Origin of the sequence: Sinorhizobium sp. M4_45 (assembly GCF_002885915.1) — a bacterium.
GTDB classification, from domain to species: Bacteria; Pseudomonadota; Alphaproteobacteria; order Rhizobiales; family Rhizobiaceae; genus Sinorhizobium; species Sinorhizobium meliloti_A.
In genome coordinates this window covers 255,855-273,899 of sequence record NZ_NWVE01000003.1, presented here as the reverse complement: position 1 = coordinate 273,899, position 18,045 = coordinate 255,855, and the positions used below count along the sequence as shown (strand labels likewise).

Here is an 18,045-nt window from a genome sequence, read left to right as displayed (position 1 = left end):
CTCCCGCTCATCGGCCGAGATAGTTTTCGATCACCTTCGGATCGTTGCTGACGAAATCGATCGAGCCTTCCGCCAGCACCGAGCCTTCCGCAAGGCAGGTGACCTTGACGCCGAGATCGCGGATGAAGCCCATGTCGTGCTCGACGACGATCACCGAGCGCGTCCTGGCGATTTCCTTGAGGAGGATCGCGGTCTCCGCCGTCTCCGCATCGGTCATCCCGGCCACCGGCTCGTCCACGAGCAGGAGTTCCGGTTCCTGGGCGAGCAGCATGCCGATCTCCAGCCATTGCTTCTGACCATGCGAGAGATTGGCGGCGAGTTCGTCCCGGCGCGCCGTGAGCCGCACCGTCGAAAGGATCTCCTCGATGCGGCTCTCGTCCTCTCTCGTCAGCCGATAGAACAGCGTCGCGAAGACGCCGCGGCTGCGGTTCAGCGCCAGCTCCAGATTGTCCCAGACGGTATGGTTCTCGAAGACGGTGGGCTTCTGGAACTTGCGGCCGATGCCGAGCTCGGCGATTGCCGCTTCGTCCCTCTTGGTGAGGTCGATGTCTCCCTTGAAGAAGACCTCGCCCTCATCCGGCCGCGTCTTGCCGGTGATGATGTCCATCATCGTCGTCTTGCCGGCGCCATTGGGGCCGATGATGGCGCGCAATTCCCCCGGCTCCACGACGAAGGAGAGCGAGTTCAGCGCCTTGAAGCCATCGAAGGAGACGGAGACGCCATCGAGATAGAGCAGGTTCCTGGGCTTCTTTCCGGTCATGGCGATCACTCCGCGGCCATCGTTTCGGCGTCCGCAAGGGTCGCCGATTTTTCGCTCTCGCTTTGCTTCCGGGCCGCCGCGTGGGAAGCGCGCCGGCTTGCCAGATAGTTCTGCGCCGTGCCGACCACGCCCTTCGGCAGGAAAAGCGTGACGAGGACGAAGAGGCCGCCGAGCGCAAAGAGCCAGAATTCGGGGAAGGCGGCGGTGAAGATGCTTTTTCCGCCGTTGACGAGGATCGCGCCGACGATCGGTCCGATCAGCGTGCCGCGCCCGCCGACCGCCGTCCATATGACCACCTCTATCGAATTGGCGGGGGCGAACTCGCCCGGATTGATGATGCCGACCTGCGGTACGTAGAGCGCGCCGGCGACGCCCGCCATCATTGCCGAGACCGTGAAGGCGAAGAGCTTCATGTGCTCGACGCGATAGCCGAGGAAGCGGGTGCGGCTTTCCGCGTCACGCAGCGCCACCAGCACCTTTCCGAATTTCGAGCGGACGATGCCCGAGGTGACGACGAGCGAAACGGCGAGCGCCAGCGCGGAGGCGGCGAAAAGCGCCGCACGCGTTCCGTCTGCCTGGATGTTGAAGCCCAGGATGTCCTTGAAATCCGTGAGCCCGTTATTGCCGCCAAAACCCATGTCGTTGCGGAAGAAGGCGAGCAGCAGCGCATAGGTCATCGCCTGGGTGATGATCGAGAGATAGACCCCGTTGACGCGCGATCGGAAGGCGAACCAGCCGAAGACGAAGGCAAGGAGGCCCGGCACCAGCACCACCATCAGCGCTGCGAACCAGAACATGTCGAAGCCGTGCCAGAACCAGGGCAGCTCCTTCCAGTTGAGAAAGACCATGAAGTCCGGCAGCAGCGGATCGCCGTAGGAGCCGCGTGAACCGATCTGGCGCATCAGATACATGCCCATGGCATAGCCGCCGAGCGCGAAGAAGGCGGCGTGCCCGAGCGAGAGAATGCCGCAGAAACCCCAGACGAGATCGAGCGCCAGAGCCAGGAGCGCATAGGTCAGGTACTTGCCGAAGAGTGAAACCAGATAGGTCGGCACATGCAGCGGGTGGTCCGGGGCGGTCAGGAGATTGAGCGCGGGAACGATGACGGCCAGCGCCAGCAGGATCGCGACGGCCGTGACGATGGTCCGATCCAGCGATTTGATGAGAAACGAGGTGATCATGCTTCCACCGCCCGGCCCTTGAGTGCGAAGAGCCCCCGCGGCCGCTTCTGGATGAAGAGGATGATCAGCACGAGCACGAGGATCTTGCCGAGCACGGCGCCGGCATAGGGCTCGAGGAACTTGTTGAGGATGCCGAGCGAGAAGGCGCCGACAAGCGTTCCCCAGAGATTGCCGACGCCGCCGAAGACCACGACCATGAAGCTGTCGATGATGTAACCCTGCCCGAGGTTCGGCGAGACGTTGTCGATCTGCGAAAGCGCCACACCCGCAATGCCTGCAATGCCGGAGCCGAGCGCGAAGGTCAGCGCATCGACCCAGGGCGTGCGGATGCCCATGGAGGAGGCCATGCGCCGGTTTTGCGTTACGGCGCGCATCTGCAGGCCCATCGGCGTCTTCTTGAGAAGAAAGAGAAGTGCTGCAAACACGGCAAGCGCAAAGACGATAATCCAGAGGCGGTTCCAGGTGATCGCCAGTCCGCCGATCTCGAAGGCGCCGGACATCCAGGACGGATTGCCGACTTCGCGGTTGGTGGGGCCGAAGATCGTCCGCACCGTCTGCTGCAGGATGAGCGATATGCCCCAGGTGGCAAGCAGCGTTTCGAGCGGGCGACCGTAAAGGAAGCGGATGACGCCGCGTTCCAGTGCGAGGCCCACGGCGCCTGTGACAAGAAAGGCGAGCGGCAGCGCGATCGCCAGGGACCAATCGAAAAGATGAGGAAAGGAGGTGCGCACGACATCTTGAACGAGGAATGTCGTATAGGCGCCGAGCATCACCATCTCGCCATGCGCCATGTTGATGATGCCCATGACTCCGAAGGTGATGGCGAGGCCGATCGCCGCAAGCAGCAGCACCGAGCCCAGCGACAGGCCGTACCATAGGTTCTGGCCCGCATTCCAGAAGGCTTGCGCCTGTTCGATGCTGGCAAGCGCCGCCTCGATGTCCGGCTTCAGGCTTTCGTCGGCGGAGCCTAGCGCGGCAGAAAGGATCGGCAGCGCCTCGCGGCCGCCGCTTTCCTCCAGCAGCCTCACCGCCTCCTTCTTCTCCTCGACCGGCCGGTCGGAGAAAAGGAGCATCGTGGCGCGCGCCTGTTCGAGGACCGCACGAACGGCTCCGTCCTTCTCGGCAGCCAGCGCATTCTCGATGGCGCCAAGCGCGTCGGGATCGGCCGATTGCAGCACCGACTGCGCAGCCCTGAGCCGCTGATTTCGATCGGGACTGAGGAGCGTCAGGCTGCCGAGGGCGGTGCGCACGGCGCGCCGCACGCTGTTGTTCACCCTGATCTTCGAAAGTGCCGCCTTCGGCGCTTCGCCGGCGCTGTCGCCGGAGATCGGATCCGTGAGGGTCAGGTTCGAACCGCTCTCCTTCGTCAGGAAGACCTGGCCGTCCGCCTTGCGGGCATAGAGCCCGCCTTCACCGAGCGCCTCGAGGATGGCGACGGCTTCGGGCTTTCCGGTTCTTGCCAGTGCCGCGATATGCTCGTCCATCTCGGACAGCTTCGCCTCGCCGAGCGCGTTCACCAGATCGCGCAGTCCCTCTTCCGCGCGAAGCCCCGGAGCCATCGCAACGAAGAGGAACAGGGCAGCCAGCACGGTTTGGATGATGCGGTACATTCGTCTCTCGCCTTGCAGTCCTCCGTCCGAAGGAAAGCATTCGGACGGAGGGGATTTCGAGCTAGCGGTGCGTCATGAAAAGAGGCGTTCGGGGAAGCGACCCGACCCGGGCCGCTTCCTTAGCAAGTCTTTCGTCATGAAATCAGGAACCCTTGCCGCCGCACTTGCCGGTGGCCACGTTGAAGTTGCCGCAGGACATGGGCGCGCGCCAATCGGAGATCAGGTCCTTCGAGTCCGGCAGGTAGTCCGACCATTCGTCGCCGACGACGAGGCCGGGCGTTTCCCAGACCGTTTCGAACTGGCCGTCGGACTGGATCTCGCCGATCAGCACGGGCTTGGTGATGTGGTGGTTCGGCATCATCGTCGAATAGCCGCCCGAAAGGTTCGGTACCGAGACCCCGATCATGGCGTCAAGCACGGCATCGGTATCCGTGGTGCCGGCCTTCTCGACTGCCTTCAGCCACATGTTGAAGCCGATATAATGGGCTTCCATTGGGTCGTTGGTGACCCGCTTGTCGTTCTTGGTGTAGGCCTGCCAGGTCTCGATGAACTCGGCATTGGCCGGGTTGTCGACCGACTGGAAATAGTTCCAGGCAGCGAGGTGTCCGACGAGCGGTCCGGTATCGAGGCCGGCAAGTTCCTCCTCGCCGACAGAGAAGGCGACGACCGGGATGTCCTCGGCCTTGATCCCCTGGTTGGCAAGCTCCTTGTAGAACGGCACGTTGGCGTCGCCGTTGATTGTCGAGACGACCGCGGTCTTCTTGCCGGCCGAGCCGAACTTCTTGATGTCGGAAACGATCGTCTGCCAGTCGGAATGGCCGAAAGGCGTGTAGTTGATCATGATGTCCTCGGGCGCGACGCCCTTGGAGATCAGGTAGGCCTCGAGGATCTTGTTGGTCGTGCGCGGATAGACGTAATCGGTGCCGGCGAGCACCCAGCGCTCGACTTCCTCGTTCTCCATCAGATAGTCGACGGCGGGAATAGCCTGCTGATTGGGAGCGGCGCCCGTATAGAAGACGTTGCGCTGGCTTTCCTCGCCCTCGTACTGGACCGGATAGAAGAGGATGGAATTCAGCTCTTCGAAGACCGGCAGCACGGATTTGCGCGACACCGACGTCCAGCAGCCGAAGACGGCGGACACCTTGTCGACGGAGACGAGCTCGCGCGCCTTTTCGGCAAAGAGCGGCCAGTCCGAGGCCGGGTCGACGACGACCGCTTCCAGCTTCTTGCCGAGCAGGCCGCCCTTCTTGTTCTGCTCCTCGATCAGCATCAGCATGGCGTCCTTGAGCGTCGTTTCGGAGATCGCCATGGTGCCGGAAAGCGAATGCAGGATGCCGACCTTGATCGTGTCGTCGGCCGCAAAGGCGCCGTTGAACGCCGTCGCCGAAAGGACGGCAGCGAGAAATGCGCCGGTGACGCGTGCCCTGATAGTCATCTGATTGAACCCCCTTGTTCTGATCGCCGCAAGGCAAGTGGCCGTTCTCCATGGCCGTTGCTCGGGGATCATCGGGCAGCCGCGCTGCACTGCACATACGTCATTCTACGTAGGTGCCGGGGGGAAGAAGGAAGCTTGGGCTTACCGCCCGGGGTTTTCTGCCGCGGATCCAGGTCGCTACCGCGGCAGACGCGAAGGAGCGGCACGCTCCTCACAAATAGGCCGTCACCGCGGGTGGCCGGTCCCATGCATCATGGCGCCCGTCCTCATAGACGATCGGGGCATTCGCCAGCTCCTCGTCGGTCGCGTCGTCGAGACAGGCGATATTCACCGCATGGAACGGCCCGCCCATGATCTCGAAGTCGGCGCTGCCTAAGGGGTGGACGCCGCAGTGCCGGCAGAACACGTGGCGGATCATGCGCTCGCCGAAGCGGTACTCCGCCAGGGCCTCTTCGCCTGAAAGCAAGGAGAAATCCTCGGGCGTGACGAACACCTTCCAGAATCGCGTCTTGAGGCAGGAGGAACAGTTGCAGCGGAAGGTTGTCGTCCACCACACGCCGGGCCGCGGCGCTGGGGAGCGTTTTCCCTCCGGAGCGAGGTCGAGATTTGCGGAAAAGCGCACCGCGCCGCAGTGGCAGCTCCCGTGATAGGTCTTCTTCATTGCATTTCCTCCTTCCGGGCAGCGACATAGGAAACGAGCCGGTCCATGCACTCGCCCCATCCTTCCGCATGAGAATCGCGGCTCTCGGCGCTCGTGAACGGCGCCTGGCGGAAGGTGAGACGCGTGCCGCCCGCCACGTCCTCAAGGGTTACCGTGATCAGCGTGTCGATGGCGCCCTCCTCTTCCCAGGCGAAGCTGAGGACGATACGGCTCGGCTCCACGATCTCGAGATAGATGCCGTGCGCCCAGTAGTCCTGGCCCTCAGGCGAGCGGATACAGCCGCGCCAGGCGCCGCCTTCACGGAAATCCGCAGTGATCGCGGGCACCGTGAAGTCCTTCGGGCCCCACCAGCGCACCAGGTGTTCGGGTGTGGTCCAGGCCTTGAAGACGAGGTTGGTGGGCGCGTCGAAGACGCGCGTGATGGTAAGCGCGATCTCTTCCTTCGGAGACGGGGCATTCATGATCTTCTCCCTTGCGGTCGGGCGAACCCGGTTCAGTCGTGATCCGATTTTTCGTTGCGCTGCAACTCATGAAGATAGCTGTCGAGCCGGTCGAAACTGCCCTCCCAGAAGTGGCGGTAGCGCTCGACCCAATCGGCGATTTCCTTGAGCGGCGCCGCCTCCAGCCGGCAGGGCCGCCATTGGGCTTTGCGGCCCCGGGATATCAGCCCCGCACGTTCCAAGACCTTCAGATGTTTGGAAACCGCCGGCAGGCTCATATCGAACGGAGCAGCAAGTTCGTTCACCGTCGCCTCGCCGGCGGCGAGGCGCGCAACGATGGCCCGGCGGGTCGGGTCGGCCAATGCCGAGAGGGTGCAGCTGAGTTGATCCATGATTGATAAACCATCAGGTTAATTAACTTGATGGTTTATTGCAGCAGCGTGGCGTTCTGTCAAGAGCTGGGATCGGTCTGCGGCGTTTTCCGCAATGCAACAATTTCCCGGGGCGCTCGTCCGTGTTACGACAGGGGCGGCTGGCGCATTCGGCCGGCACTGCGAGATGACGAGGGACCATGGCGGCACGCCAGCGCATCATTCCCGTTCGGCGAGAATATAACCGCTGGGTCGCCAACCAGACGCTCGAAGACTATGCGTTGCGCTTCACCGCCAAGAGCGCGCGGCGCTTCTCCTCGGCGCGCATTTCGCAGACGGCGATCGGCGCCATCTCCTTCCTGGCGCTGGAAGCCATCGGCGGTGCCATTACCATGTCCTACGGCACGACCAACGCCATCGTCGCGATCCTCGTCGCGAGCCTGATGATCCTTCTCGTCGGCCTGCCGATCAGCCGCTATGCCATTCGTCACGGCGTCGACATCGACCTTCTCACGCGCGGCGCGAGCTTCGGCTATATCGGCTCGACGATCACCTCGCTGATCTATGCGAGCTTCACCTTCATCCTCTTCGCGATCGAAGCCTCGATCATGTCCGGGGCGCTGGAGCTTGCGTTCGGCATACCGCTCTGGATCGGCTACATCGTCAGCGCCGTCATGGTGATCCCGCTGGTCACCCATGGCGTGAAGCTGATCAGCCGGTTCCAGCTCGTCACGCAGCCCTTCTGGATCGTCCTGAACATTCTTCCCTTCGTCTTCATCGCGTTCGCGGACTGGGAGAAGGTCGGCCTGTGGCTCGCTTATGCGGGCATCCATCACACATCGGGGCCTCCTGGCACGCTCGCGCCGTTCCATCTCGTCGAATTCGGCGCTGCCTCGGCGGTCATCTTCGCTCTGACGGCGCAGATCGGCGAGCAGGTGGACTTCCTCCGCTTCCTGCCGCCTGACGGCGAACGCAAGCTCCGCCACCGCATCGCCGTCTTTCTTGCCGGCTCCGGCTGGGTGATCGTCGGCGCGCCGAAGCTGCTGGCCGGCTCCTTTCTCGTCGTCCTGGCGCTCAGTACCGGCGTTCCCTCGACCAGGGCCGCCGACCCGGCGCAGATGTATTACACGGCCTTCGGCTACATCTTCCCATCGGACACGGCCGCGCTCCTGCTGATGGCAGCCTTCGTCGTCGTCTCGCAGCTCAAGATCAACGTGATGAACGCCTATGCGGGCTCGCTCGCCTGGTCGAACTTCTTCTCGCGGCTCACCCACAGCCATCCGGGCCGCGTCATCTGGCTGGTCTTCAACGTGGCGATCGCGCTCCTCCTGATGGAGCTCGGCATCTATCGTCTGCTGGAGGAGACGCTCGGTATCTTTTCGATCGTCGCCATGGCCTGGCTCTCGACGATCTCGGCCGATCTCTTCGTCAACAAGCCGCTCGGTCTCGCCCCGCCCGGAATCGAGTTCAAACGCGCCCATCTTTACGACATCAATCCCGTCGGTCTCGGCACCATGGGCGTGTCGACGCTCTTCGCCCTCGTCGCGCATTTCGGCGCGGCGGGCGAAATCGCCGCCTCGCTCGCACCCTATATCGCACTCGTCACGGCTTTCGTCGTCTCGCCGCTGATCGCCTGGTGGACGGAGGGGAAATTCTATCTCGCCCGCAAGCCGCGCAAGAGCTGGCTCCGCGAAAACGAGATCACTTGCTCGATCTGCGAGCTCCCCTTCGAACCGGAGGACATGGCCTGGTGCCCGGCCTATGCGGCGCCGATCTGCTCGCTCTGCTGTTCGCTCGACAGCCGCTGCCACGACATGTGCAAGCCGAAGGCGCGTCTGAAGGCGCAGGTCGCGACCGTGGCCAAGGCGGTGTTGCCCGAAACGGTCGTCGCAAAGCTCGCGACAAGGCTCGGCCGTTACGCGATTTCGGCGGTGATCTCTATTACCGGCATCGGGGTCATCCTGGCGATGATCGCTCACCAGACCACGGCCGCCTCTCCCGAGACCGCCGACGTCGTCCAGCGGACCATCGCCATCGTCTTCTTCGTCTTCGCCATTCTTGCCGGCGTCGTGTCCTGGTTCTACGTGCTTGCCCATGACAGCCGGGTTGTTGCGGAAGAGGAATCCTCCCGGCAGAACACGGCTCTTCTGAAGGAGATCGCCGCCCACAAGAAGACGGACGCGGCGCTGCAGGACGCGAAGGAAAGGGCGGAGTCGGCCAATCGCGCGAAGAGCCGCTATGTCGTGGGCCTGAGCCACGAACTGCGCACGCCGCTCAATGCGGTGCTCGGCTACGCCCAGATCCTCGAGCGCGACGAGACGATACCGCCGCCGCGGCAGGGCGCGATCAAGGCGATCAGGCGCAGCGCCGACCATCTCTCCGGACTGATCGACGGCCTCCTCGACATTTCCAAGATCGAAGCCGGCAAGCTGCAGGTCTATTCCAACGAGATCAACATTCAGGACTTTTTGGACCAGATCGTCGACATGTTCCGCCCGCAGGCGCAGGCCAAGGGCATCGCCTTCGAGCACAACCGCGCAGCCTCGCTGCCGCAATATGTGCGGACCGACGACAAGCGCCTGCGGCAAATCCTCGTCAACCTGCTCTCCAATGCCCTGAAGTTCACGGAACGGGGGCATATCCGCTTCGACGTCGCCTATCGCAGCCAGGTTGCAAGTTTCACCATCGAGGATAGCGGCCGCGGCATCGGCGAGAAGGACCTGCCCAGGATCTTCGAGCCCTTTCAGCGCGGCGAGGCGGAATATCGCATGCCGGGCCTCGGCCTCGGCCTGACCATCACGCGCCTGCTCACCCAGACGCTCGGCGGCGAAATCTCCGTCACCAGCGAGAAGGACAAGGGCACGGCCTTCAAGGTCCGGCTGATGCTCTCTGCCGTCGACCGGCCCGCCGCGCTCAAGGACCCGGTCCGCAGGATCAAGTCCTATCGAGGGCCACGTCGGACGATCGTCGTCGTCGACGACAATGCGGACCACCGCGACCTGATGGGCGAGCTGCTGGCGCCGCTCGGTTTCACCGTTCTTGCGGCGGCGAGCGGGGCGGCCTGCCTGGCGCTCGTCGAACATACGAAACCGGACCTGTTCCTGATCGACATCTCCATGCCCGGCATGAGCGGCTGGGATCTGGTGATGCGGCTGAGGGAAGGCGGCCAGAGCGCGCCGGCGATCATGCTTTCGGCCAATATCGGTGACGGCTCGGCCGCCGGCGCCATCGGCCACAACGATGCGCTTGCCAAGCCCTTCGGCCTGCGCCAGCTCACCGACAAGCTTGCGGTCCACCTGAAACTCGAATGGATCTACGACGACGGCCCGCAGGAAACGTCCGACACCGGCACGACCCCTGCGGTGGCGAGCCCCGGCCATCATCATTTGAAGGAATTGATCGAGCTCGGCGAAATCGGCTACGTGAGGGGCATCGAAGCAAAATTGACGGAGATCGCCCTGAACCCGGACAACCGAGCCTTCGCCGAGGCGGCGCGCGCCTATGTCGGGGCATTCGATCTCGCGGGCTATGACGCCTTCCTCAAACGCCTGCTCGCCGGGGAGGCGAATGCCCGTGCCTGAGGCAGCGAACGTGCGAGATATCGTACTCCTCGTCGACGATTCACCGGAGGCGCTCGGCTTTTTGACCGAAGCGCTGGAACAGTCCGGCTTTTCCGTATTGATCGCGACCTCCGGCAACGCGGCGCTCAACATCGCCGAGCGCATCACGCCGGACATCATCCTGCTCGATGCGGTCATGCCCGGCATGGATGGTTTCGACACTTGCACCCGGCTGAAGGCGAATGCTTCCGTCGCCCAGGTGCCCGTGGTCTTCATGACCGGCCTTACCGAGACGGAGCATGTGGTGCGGGCGCTCGAAGCCGGCGGCGTCGATTACCTGACCAAGCCTATCAATATCGACGAGCTGCGCGCCCGCATCCGCGTCCATCTCTCCAATGCGCGCTCCGCCCAGAGCGCCCGCGTCGCACTGGACGCGGCGGGGCGGCATCTGCTGGCGGTGCGAGGCGATGGAACGGTCCGCTGGTCGACGCCGCAGGCGACCCGTCTCGTCAACGCGGCCACCGGCAGCGACGACGGTCTCGCCTTCGTCGCCGGGCGCATTGCCGAGTGGATGCGGGAGCGGGAAACCAGTCCCGGCGAAAGGCAAGGGACCTTCACCCTGCAGCGCGCCAGCCAGACGGGCCTGCAGATCTCCTATCTCGGCGCGGTCGGCGCCAATGAATACCTCTTCCGGCTGACGGCCGAGAACGGCTTGAGCGACGACGAAACGCTGCGCCAGCACTTCCGGCTCACCCAGCGGGAGTCCGAGGTGCTGCTGTGGATCGCCAAAGGGAAATCCAACCGCGACATCGGCGAAATCCTGGGCTTGAGCGCGCGCACCGTCACCAAGCATCTCGAACAGATCTATGTGAAGCTCGGCGTCGAAAACCGGGCCTCGGCGGCAGTGAAGGCGACGCAGGTGCTGCACGGGATCTGATCGGCCCGTGCGGCGGGGACCGTCCCGAAAAGCCCCGAGAGGATTGCGGAGCCGCACGCCATCGCAAAAAAGCGCGGCCCGGAGAACCGGACCGCGCCAACCGCACCGGCGTGCGGTCTCGCCTTGGGAGGCTAGCTTATTCGGCGGGCTGGACGAGCGCCGGGATGGCCTCGGCAGACGCCCCGCCGCCGAGAGCTGCGGAAAGCTGCGCCTGGTCGAGCTCGCCTTCCCACTTCGCCACGACGATCGTCGCAACCGCGTTGCCGACGAAATTGGTCAGGGCGCGGCATTCCGACATGAAGCGGTCGATGCCGAGGATCAGCGCCATGCCGGCGACCGGCACGGAGGGAACGACCGAGAGCGTTGCGGCAAGCGTGATGAAGCCGGCGCCCGTAATGCCGGCCGCACCCTTCGAGCTCAACATGGCGACGAGGAGCAGCAGGATCTGGTCGCCGTATGAGAGCGGCGTATCGGTCGCCTGGGCGATGAACAGGGCCGCAAGCGTCATGTAGATGTTGGTGCCGTCCAGGTTGAAGGAATAGCCGGTCGGAATGACGAGACCGACGACCGAGCGCTTGCAGCCGGCCTTCTCCATCTTGTTCATGAGGCCCGGAAGCGCCGCCTCCGAGGAAGACGTCCCGAGCACCAGAAGCAGCTCCTCCTTGATGTAGCGGATGAGCGAGAGGATCGAGAAGCCGTTATAGCGTGCGACCGCGCCGAGCACGATGAAGACGAAGAGAAACGACGTCAGATAGAAGGTACCGATCAGCATGGCGAGATTGGCGATCGAGGCGATGCCGTACTTGCCGATGGTGAAGGCCATGGCGCCGAAGGCGCCGATCGGGGCGGCCTTCATGAGGATCGCAACGAGCCGGAAGATCGGAAGCGTCAGCGCCTGCAGGAAATCGACGACGGGCTCGGCTTTCTTGCCGACGATCGCCAGCGAAATACCGAAGAGCACCGAGATGAACAGGACCTGCAGGATGTCGCCCTCGGCGAAGGCGCCGACGAGCGTCGTCGGGATGATGTTCATCAGGAAGCCGGTGATCGACTGCTCGTGCGCCTTCTCGGCATAGGTCGCGACCGCCTTGGCGTCCAGCGAGGCCGGATCGATATGCATTCCCGCGCCCGGCTGGACCACGTTTGCGACGACGAGGCCGACGAGAAGGGCAAGGGTGGAGAAGGCGAGAAAGTAGATCATCGCCTTGCCGGCCACGCGGCCGACCTTGGCGAGATCGGTCATGCCGGCAATGCCTGTCGCGACCGTCAGGAAGATCACCGGCGCGATGATCATCTTCACGAGCCTGATGAAGGCGTCGCCGAGCGGTTTGAGCTCCGTGCCGATGTCCGGATAGAAATGCCCGAGCAGGATGCCCGCGGCGATCGCGGCCAGCACCTGGACATAGAGATGGCGGTAAAGGGGTGTCTTGCCGCGGACCTCCGCGGAATGTTCGATGATCATGATGTCCTCCACGTGGCAGGCCCAGTCCGGCAACATGCCGGCCTCCCGGGCCGCTTTCCGAAGATCGACAGCAAAGGCTGCCTTGTGGAGCTGATGAGCAACATGCGTGCCAGTTTGCCGCGGAGGCCGATGCGATTGAATTCATAAGATTTTTGGGAGCGGCGCACGCTTGCTGTTCGTGGATATGTGCGGATTTCCGCACAGACACGCTGGCGTGCTGGGCGAAATCATGCACAATGCTCGCATGGTCAGACTTCCTGCAGATACGAGCGATCCGCATGCGCTTCGCAGCCGGGCCCGACGGTCCTGGCTGGTTTTCGCGGCAGTCGCGCTGGTCCTTCTGGCGGCCGGCCTTCTTCTTGCGCGAGACTACGGGCGGTCGCAGGCGCTCGCCGGCCTTGCCGGCCAGAGCCGGATCGACGCCAGCCTGAAAGCCTCGCTTCTTCGGGCAGTCGTGGAACGGCAGCGCGCCCTGCCGCTTGTCCTCGCCGACGACGCAGCCATTCGTGGGGCATTGCTTTCGCCGGACAGGCAGTCGCTCGACCGTATCAACCGCAAGCTCGAGGCCCTGGCGACAAGCGCCGAAGCCGCGGTCATCTATCTGATCGACCGGAGCGGCGTGGCCGTCGCGGCCAGCAATTGGCAGGAGCCGACGAGTTTCGTCGGCAACGACTATGCCTTCCGCGATTATTTTCGGCTCGCCGTGCGCGACGGCATGGCCGAACACTTCGCCATGGGCACGGTCAGCAAGCGGCCCGGGCTTTATATTTCCCGGCGCGTCGACGGGCCCGGCGGTCCGCTGGGGGTGATCGTCGCCAAGCTCGAATTCGACGGGGTCGAGGCGGATTGGCAGGTCTCCGGCAAGCCGGCCTATGTCACCGACCGGCGCGGCATCGTCCTCATCACCAGCCTGCCCTCCTGGCGCTTCATGACGACGAAGCCGATCCCCGAAGACCGGCTCGCACCCATCCGCGAAAGCCTGCAGTTCGGCGATGCACCGCTGCTGCCGCTGCCTTTCCGGAAGATCGAAGCGCGGCCCGATGGCTCCTCCACGCTGGACGCCCTGCTTCCGGGCGACTCCAACGCAGCCTTCCTGCGCGTGGAAACCATGGTGCCGTCGACGAACTGGCGGCTCGAGCAGTTGTCGCCGCTGAAGGCACCGCTTGCCGCGGGTGCGCGGGAAGCGCAGCTCCTCACCCTTGCCACGCTCGTACCGCTTCTCGCACTTGCCGCATTGCTCCTGCGCCGTCGCCAGGTCGTCGCCATGCGCAGCGCCGAGGAGCGGCTGGCCCGCAACGCGCTTGAGGCGAGTGTCGAGGAGCGGACGCGCGACCTGCGCATGGCGCGCGACCGTCTCGAAACCGAGATCGCCGACCACCGGCAGACCACCGAGAAGCTCCAGGCCGTGCAGCAGGACCTCGTCCAGGCGAACCGACTGGCGATCCTCGGCCAGGTCGCGGCCGGGGTTGCCCATGAGATCAACCAGCCGGTCGCCACCATCCGCGCCTATGCGGATAATGCCCGCACCTTTCTCGAGCGTGGCCAGAGCACCACCGCCGCCGAGAACATGGAAAGCATCGCCGAACTCACCGACCGTGTCGGCGCCATCACAGACGAACTGCGCCGCTTCGCCCGCAAGGGCCATTTCGCCGCCGGGCCGACCGCGATGAAGGAGGTCGTCGAGGGTGCGCTCATGCTGCTCCGAAGCCGTTTTGCCGGACGGATGGACGCAATACGCATCGATCTGCCGCCCGATGACCTCCAGGCACTCGGCAACCGCATCCGGCTGGAGCAGGTCTTGATCAACCTTCTGCAGAATGCGCTGGAAGCGATCGGCGACAGCGAGAACGGCGCGATCCGAGTGCGCTGCGAGGACGTGGCCGGCGGTATCGCGCTGACCGTCGCCGACAATGGCCCGGGGATTGCGGCCGATGTCCGCGAAGAGCTGTTCACGCCGTTCAACACTTCGAAGGAAGACGGGCTGGGCCTCGGTCTCGCGATCTCCAAGGAGATCGTCTCCGACTATGGCGGCACGATCGAGGTCGAGAGCAGTCCCTCCGGAACAATATTTACCGTCAATCTCAAGAAGGCCTGAGCGATGAGCGCCGCCCGATCCGTGTTCCTGATCGATGACGACCGCGATCTGCGCAAGGCGATGCAGCAGACGCTCGAGCTCGCGGGCTTCACCGTCTCGTCCTTTGCCAGCGCGACGGAGGCGCTCTCCGAACTTTCCGCCGACTTCGCGGGCGTCGTCATCAGCGATATCCGCATGCCGGGCATGGACGGGCTCGCCCTTTTCCGCAAGGTTCTGGCGCTCGATCCGGACCTGCCGATGATCCTTGTCACAGGACACGGCGACATACCGATGGCGGTGCAGGCGATCCAGGACGGCGCCTATGACTTCATCGCCAAGCCGTTTGCCGCCGACCGTCTTGTCCAGAGCGCCCGGCGCGCAGAGGAGAAACGGCGGCTCGTCATGGAGAACCGGGCGCTGCGCCGCGCGGCCGAGGCCGCCTCCGAAGGACTGCCGCTGATCGGCCAGACGCCGGCCATGGAGCGGCTTCGCCAGACCTTGAAACACATCGCCGACACCGATGTCGATGTGCTGGTCGCCGGCGAGACGGGCAGCGGCAAGGAGGTCGTCGCCACGCTGCTGCACCAATGGAGCCGGCGCAGAACCGGCAACTTCGTCGCACTGAATTGCGGCGCTCTGCCGGAAACGGTCATCGAAAGCGAGCTCTTCGGCCACGAGCCCGGCGCCTTTACCGGCGCCGTCAAGAAGCGGGTCGGCAGGATCGAGCATGCGAACGGCGGCACCCTCTTCCTCGACGAGATCGAGGCGATGCCGCCGGCAACCCAGGTGAAGATGCTGCGCGTGCTGGAAGCACGCGAGATCACCCCGCTCGGCACCAACCTGACCCGTCCCGTCGACATCCGCGTCGTCGCCGCAGCCAAGGTCGACCTCGGCGATCCGGCCGCGCGCGGCGATTTCCGCGAAGATCTCTATTACCGGCTGAACGTCGTGACGCTCTCGATCCCGCCCTTGCGCGAACGGCGCGACGACATCCCCCTCCTCTTCTCCCATTTCCTGGCCCGCGCCTCGGAACGCTTCGGCCGCGACGTGCCCGCGATCTCGGCTGCCATGCGCGCCTACCTGGCCACGCATTCCTGGCCGGGCAATGTGCGCGAGCTTTCGCACTTCGCCGAACGGGTCGCGCTGGGGGTGGAGGGCAACCTGGGAGCTCCGGCCGCAGCGCCCGCCTCAAGCGGAGCAACCCTGCCGGAAAGATTGGAACGCTACGAGGCCGATATCCTCAAGCAGGCCCTCACGGCGCACCGCGGCGACGTCAAGGAGACCCTGCAGGCCCTCGGAATCCCCCGCAAGACTTTTTACGACAAGCTGCAGCGACATGGGATCAACCGGGCGGATTTTATCGACCGGGCAGGCGCGAAGAGTGGCGACGCGTAGGTGGATAGTTTGCCCCCACTCCGACCCCTCCCCGTTCGACCGGAGGGGAGTTGAGGCGGCGCTGCGAGCCCTCTTCGCCCCGCTTGCGGCGAGAAGGCCGCTATTCCGCCGTCGCCTCGAAGTCGACCCTGTCGAGAAGCAGAAGCGGATTTTGCGAAGCAACCGCGAATTCGAGCGCACCGATGCCGCTGGCGGATTTGGACTTGGCCGTCAGCGTGAATGTCCCCGGTTTCGCGATGAACCGCGAAACTGCATCCACCACATTCCGCAGCCGAGGCTCCTGCGCGGCAAATTGCTGCAGCATCACCGACGCCGTCATTTCCAGCATGCCGCGTGCCTGATCCTCCGTCATGCCGTTTTGTTCGGCATAGACCTGTATCCCTTTGGCGGTGAAGCCCTTGTCCTCGATCTGCAGGCTTGCTTCCCGCGCGGTGAGGCCGAACAACGCCGCCTGCGCCTTAGCCGCGTCGCCCGAAAAGAAGTCGCCGCTCACGCCTCCCAGAAGGCCGGAGAGGGAAAAGCGGCCGATATCCTTTCCGCTCGTGGAAATATCCTTGATGACCAGAGTCTCGTTCGCTTCGTCCCAGGCGGCTTCGAGGTTGGAGGAGAGGACCAACTCGTTGAAGCCCAGCTTGCGAAGCTTGGCGAGAGTCTCGTCCTGCGTATGCTCCGGGATTTGAAGGGCGAAGTCCTGGTATCCGGCGCGGACGTCAGTCGGAATGCCGTTTCGCGGTTTCGCGAGCGCAAGCTCGTATCCCTTCATCGTGAAGCGGATGCGCTGCGGCCGAGCGCCCTCTCCAGCATCCGGAGTGTCGTTGTATTCGTCCCAGTCTTCCACGCCGGTGCCCGAGTCAGGCAGATCCGCATCGATTCCCGCCACGCGGAACGCTCCGAACTCCGGCAGCAGCGTCGTGAAAGGGAAGTTCTCATGCTGCCCATCCTGCAGGGCGACGAACTTCTTCAGCGCTTCCACGCTGGGATCCCAGGAAAAGCCCGAAATGCTTGCTTCGGAGACTTTGACGTAGTCCGCGCCCTCCGCCATCGAGAAGCCATTCACCGACGCGTCGAGCTTCCGGCCATCCAGCCGGAGCGTGAGGCGATCCATCGCAAGCCTGATCCTCTCGCCCTCTTCACCATCCTTGTTCGGCGCGTCGATCTTCAGACCCAGCATTTCCATGTCGGCCTTCCTCGTCAAATCGGCGACCGACAGAATCCGGGCGAAATAGTCTTGACGCTCCGCCACGGGCAGATCCTCGGGCGACGAGACCGAGTTGAGCTTCTCCAGAGTCTCGCGAAGTGGCTCGTCCAGCATCCGCATGCTTACGCCGCTGCTGCGAACCTCGTCATAGCCGAAGCTCGCCTCGCCATCCGAAAAGGCTATATCCTTGATCGAGAATGGCCCATAAACAGGCCTTGCCTGCTCGTCGCCCGGCCCGGCTTTTTCAGTATAGATGCGGGCCAGATAGGCGGCATCGACGTCCTGCCCCGTCATGGCTCCGAGGGAGCCCGTCAGCCGCTTCTTCTCGCCGCCCTCTCCATCGGAGGCGCCTATGCCGGCTTCGAAGCTCGCACCACTCGCCGAATAGCGCGCGATGCGGCCATCCACGATACCTTCCGAGACCACGTTCTTGTAGACCAGCTTCTGCTCGCTACCGGCAACCGTCTGCGTGATGATCACCTCAGGGGCGGTGGCGCTCTTTGCCGTAAAAAGCGCCAGCTGTTTCGGCAGCGAAAGGTCGCTTCCCGCGCCGAACATTTGCGCCAGCGTGTCGCGACCGAACTCCGCCTGCTCGACAATCACCTTCGGCACGGCGATCTTGCCCGGGCGCATATCGAGCTCCACGCCGCTGACTTCGAGCATGCCCTCCAGGAAAAGGATCCTGGGCCGCCCGTCGATTGCGGCGACGCGGAGTTCGGACCCTTCCTTCAGCGGCAGCGTCACGTCGCGCAGATGAACGCGCCCGAAAAAGTCCGCTTCGACCGTGCCCACTCTGCCGCCCCGCTCGGCGATCAGCCTGCTCACGCTCTTTTCGACAGCAATCTTGTAACCGGTCGCGCCTGCGGCCGCGATTGCGATGACCGCAACGGCTGCCCAAAGCGCCTTGCGTCCCCTTTTCCTGGTCCCCGTCTCCGCCTGCCCCAAGACCTTCACCCTTTTT

At 64.1% G+C, this 18,045-nt stretch carries 13 protein-coding genes; 4 read left to right on the top strand and 9 right to left on the bottom strand.

Annotated elements, in window-relative coordinates; genetic code table 11:
- Window positions 1-7 precede the first annotated feature (7 nt).
- The 7 genes from urtD to CN933_RS11500 all read right to left on the bottom strand — a co-directional run bounded on the left by urtD (window position 8) and on the right by CN933_RS11500 (window position 6,479).
- Window positions 8-760 carry an urea ABC transporter ATP-binding protein UrtD gene (urtD, locus tag CN933_RS11530; protein WP_102761757.1) on the bottom strand — a complete coding sequence of 251 codons (753 nt, stop codon included), beginning with the start codon at window positions 758-760 and terminating at the stop codon, window positions 8-10.
- A 5-nt stretch (window positions 761-765) separates the two neighbouring features.
- Window positions 766-1,941: an urea ABC transporter permease subunit UrtC gene (gene urtC / locus CN933_RS11525; RefSeq protein ID WP_102761580.1), complete on the bottom strand. Its 1,176-nt coding sequence runs from the start codon at window positions 1,939-1,941 to the stop codon at window positions 766-768.
- Entirely contained in the window at window positions 1,938-3,551 is a 1,614-nt protein-coding gene (gene urtB, locus CN933_RS11520; RefSeq protein WP_102761579.1) for an urea ABC transporter permease subunit UrtB, read from the bottom strand. Before urtB ends, urtC begins: the two co-directional genes overlap by 4 nt.
- 142 nt (window positions 3,552-3,693) lie before the next feature.
- Entirely contained in the window at window positions 3,694-4,986 is a 1,293-nt protein-coding gene (gene urtA / locus CN933_RS11515) for an urea ABC transporter substrate-binding protein (RefSeq protein ID WP_102761578.1), read from the bottom strand.
- 211 nt (window positions 4,987-5,197) lie between these two features.
- On the bottom strand, window positions 5,198-5,647 hold the full coding sequence (locus CN933_RS11510) for a GFA family protein (protein ID WP_100671176.1): 450 nt from the start codon (window positions 5,645-5,647) through the stop codon (window positions 5,198-5,200).
- Window positions 5,644-6,108, bottom strand: a complete 465-nt coding sequence (locus CN933_RS11505) for an SRPBCC family protein (protein ID WP_102761577.1) — start codon at window positions 6,106-6,108, stop codon at window positions 5,644-5,646. The genes CN933_RS11510 and CN933_RS11505 overlap by 4 nt, the downstream gene beginning before the upstream one ends.
- 32 nt (window positions 6,109-6,140) lie before the next feature.
- Window positions 6,141-6,479: an ArsR/SmtB family transcription factor gene (locus tag CN933_RS11500; RefSeq protein WP_102761576.1), complete on the bottom strand. Its 339-nt coding sequence runs from the start codon at window positions 6,477-6,479 to the stop codon at window positions 6,141-6,143.
- Window positions 6,480-6,658: 179 nt separating this feature from the next.
- Between CN933_RS11500 and CN933_RS11495 the strand changes: the two genes are divergently transcribed.
- Window positions 6,659-10,039 (top strand): hybrid sensor histidine kinase/response regulator, encoded by a 3,381-nt coding sequence (locus CN933_RS11495; protein ID WP_102761575.1) that lies wholly within the window; start codon window positions 6,659-6,661, stop codon window positions 10,037-10,039.
- Complete coding sequence (locus CN933_RS11490) at window positions 10,026-10,955, top strand: response regulator transcription factor (protein ID WP_100671168.1); 930 nt, start codon at window positions 10,026-10,028, stop codon at window positions 10,953-10,955. Before CN933_RS11495 ends, CN933_RS11490 begins: the two co-directional genes overlap by 14 nt.
- Window positions 10,956-11,091: 136 nt before the next feature.
- On the opposite strand, the gene CN933_RS11485 is transcribed toward CN933_RS11490, so the two are convergent.
- Window positions 11,092-12,417: a dicarboxylate/amino acid:cation symporter gene (locus CN933_RS11485; RefSeq protein ID WP_033047415.1), complete on the bottom strand. Its 1,326-nt coding sequence runs from the start codon at window positions 12,415-12,417 to the stop codon at window positions 11,092-11,094.
- A gap of 229 nt (window positions 12,418-12,646) precedes the next feature.
- Here CN933_RS11485 and CN933_RS11480 point away from each other — a divergent pair, with 229 nt between their 5' ends.
- Window positions 12,647-14,512, top strand: coding sequence for a sensor histidine kinase (locus CN933_RS11480; protein ID WP_102761574.1), 1,866 nt, complete (start codon window positions 12,647-12,649; stop codon window positions 14,510-14,512).
- 3 nt (window positions 14,513-14,515) lie between these two features.
- Window positions 14,516-15,886 carry a C4-dicarboxylate transport transcriptional regulatory protein DctD gene (dctD, locus tag CN933_RS11475; protein ID WP_102761573.1) on the top strand — a complete coding sequence of 457 codons (1,371 nt, stop codon included), beginning with the start codon at window positions 14,516-14,518 and terminating at the stop codon, window positions 15,884-15,886.
- 100 nt (window positions 15,887-15,986) lie between these two features.
- Here the strand turns inward: dctD and CN933_RS11470 are convergent, their stop codons facing one another.
- Complete coding sequence (locus CN933_RS11470; protein ID WP_102761756.1) at window positions 15,987-18,029, bottom strand: aq_1923 C-terminal domain; 2,043 nt, start codon at window positions 18,027-18,029, stop codon at window positions 15,987-15,989.
- Between the last annotated feature and the right edge of the window lie 16 nt (window positions 18,030-18,045).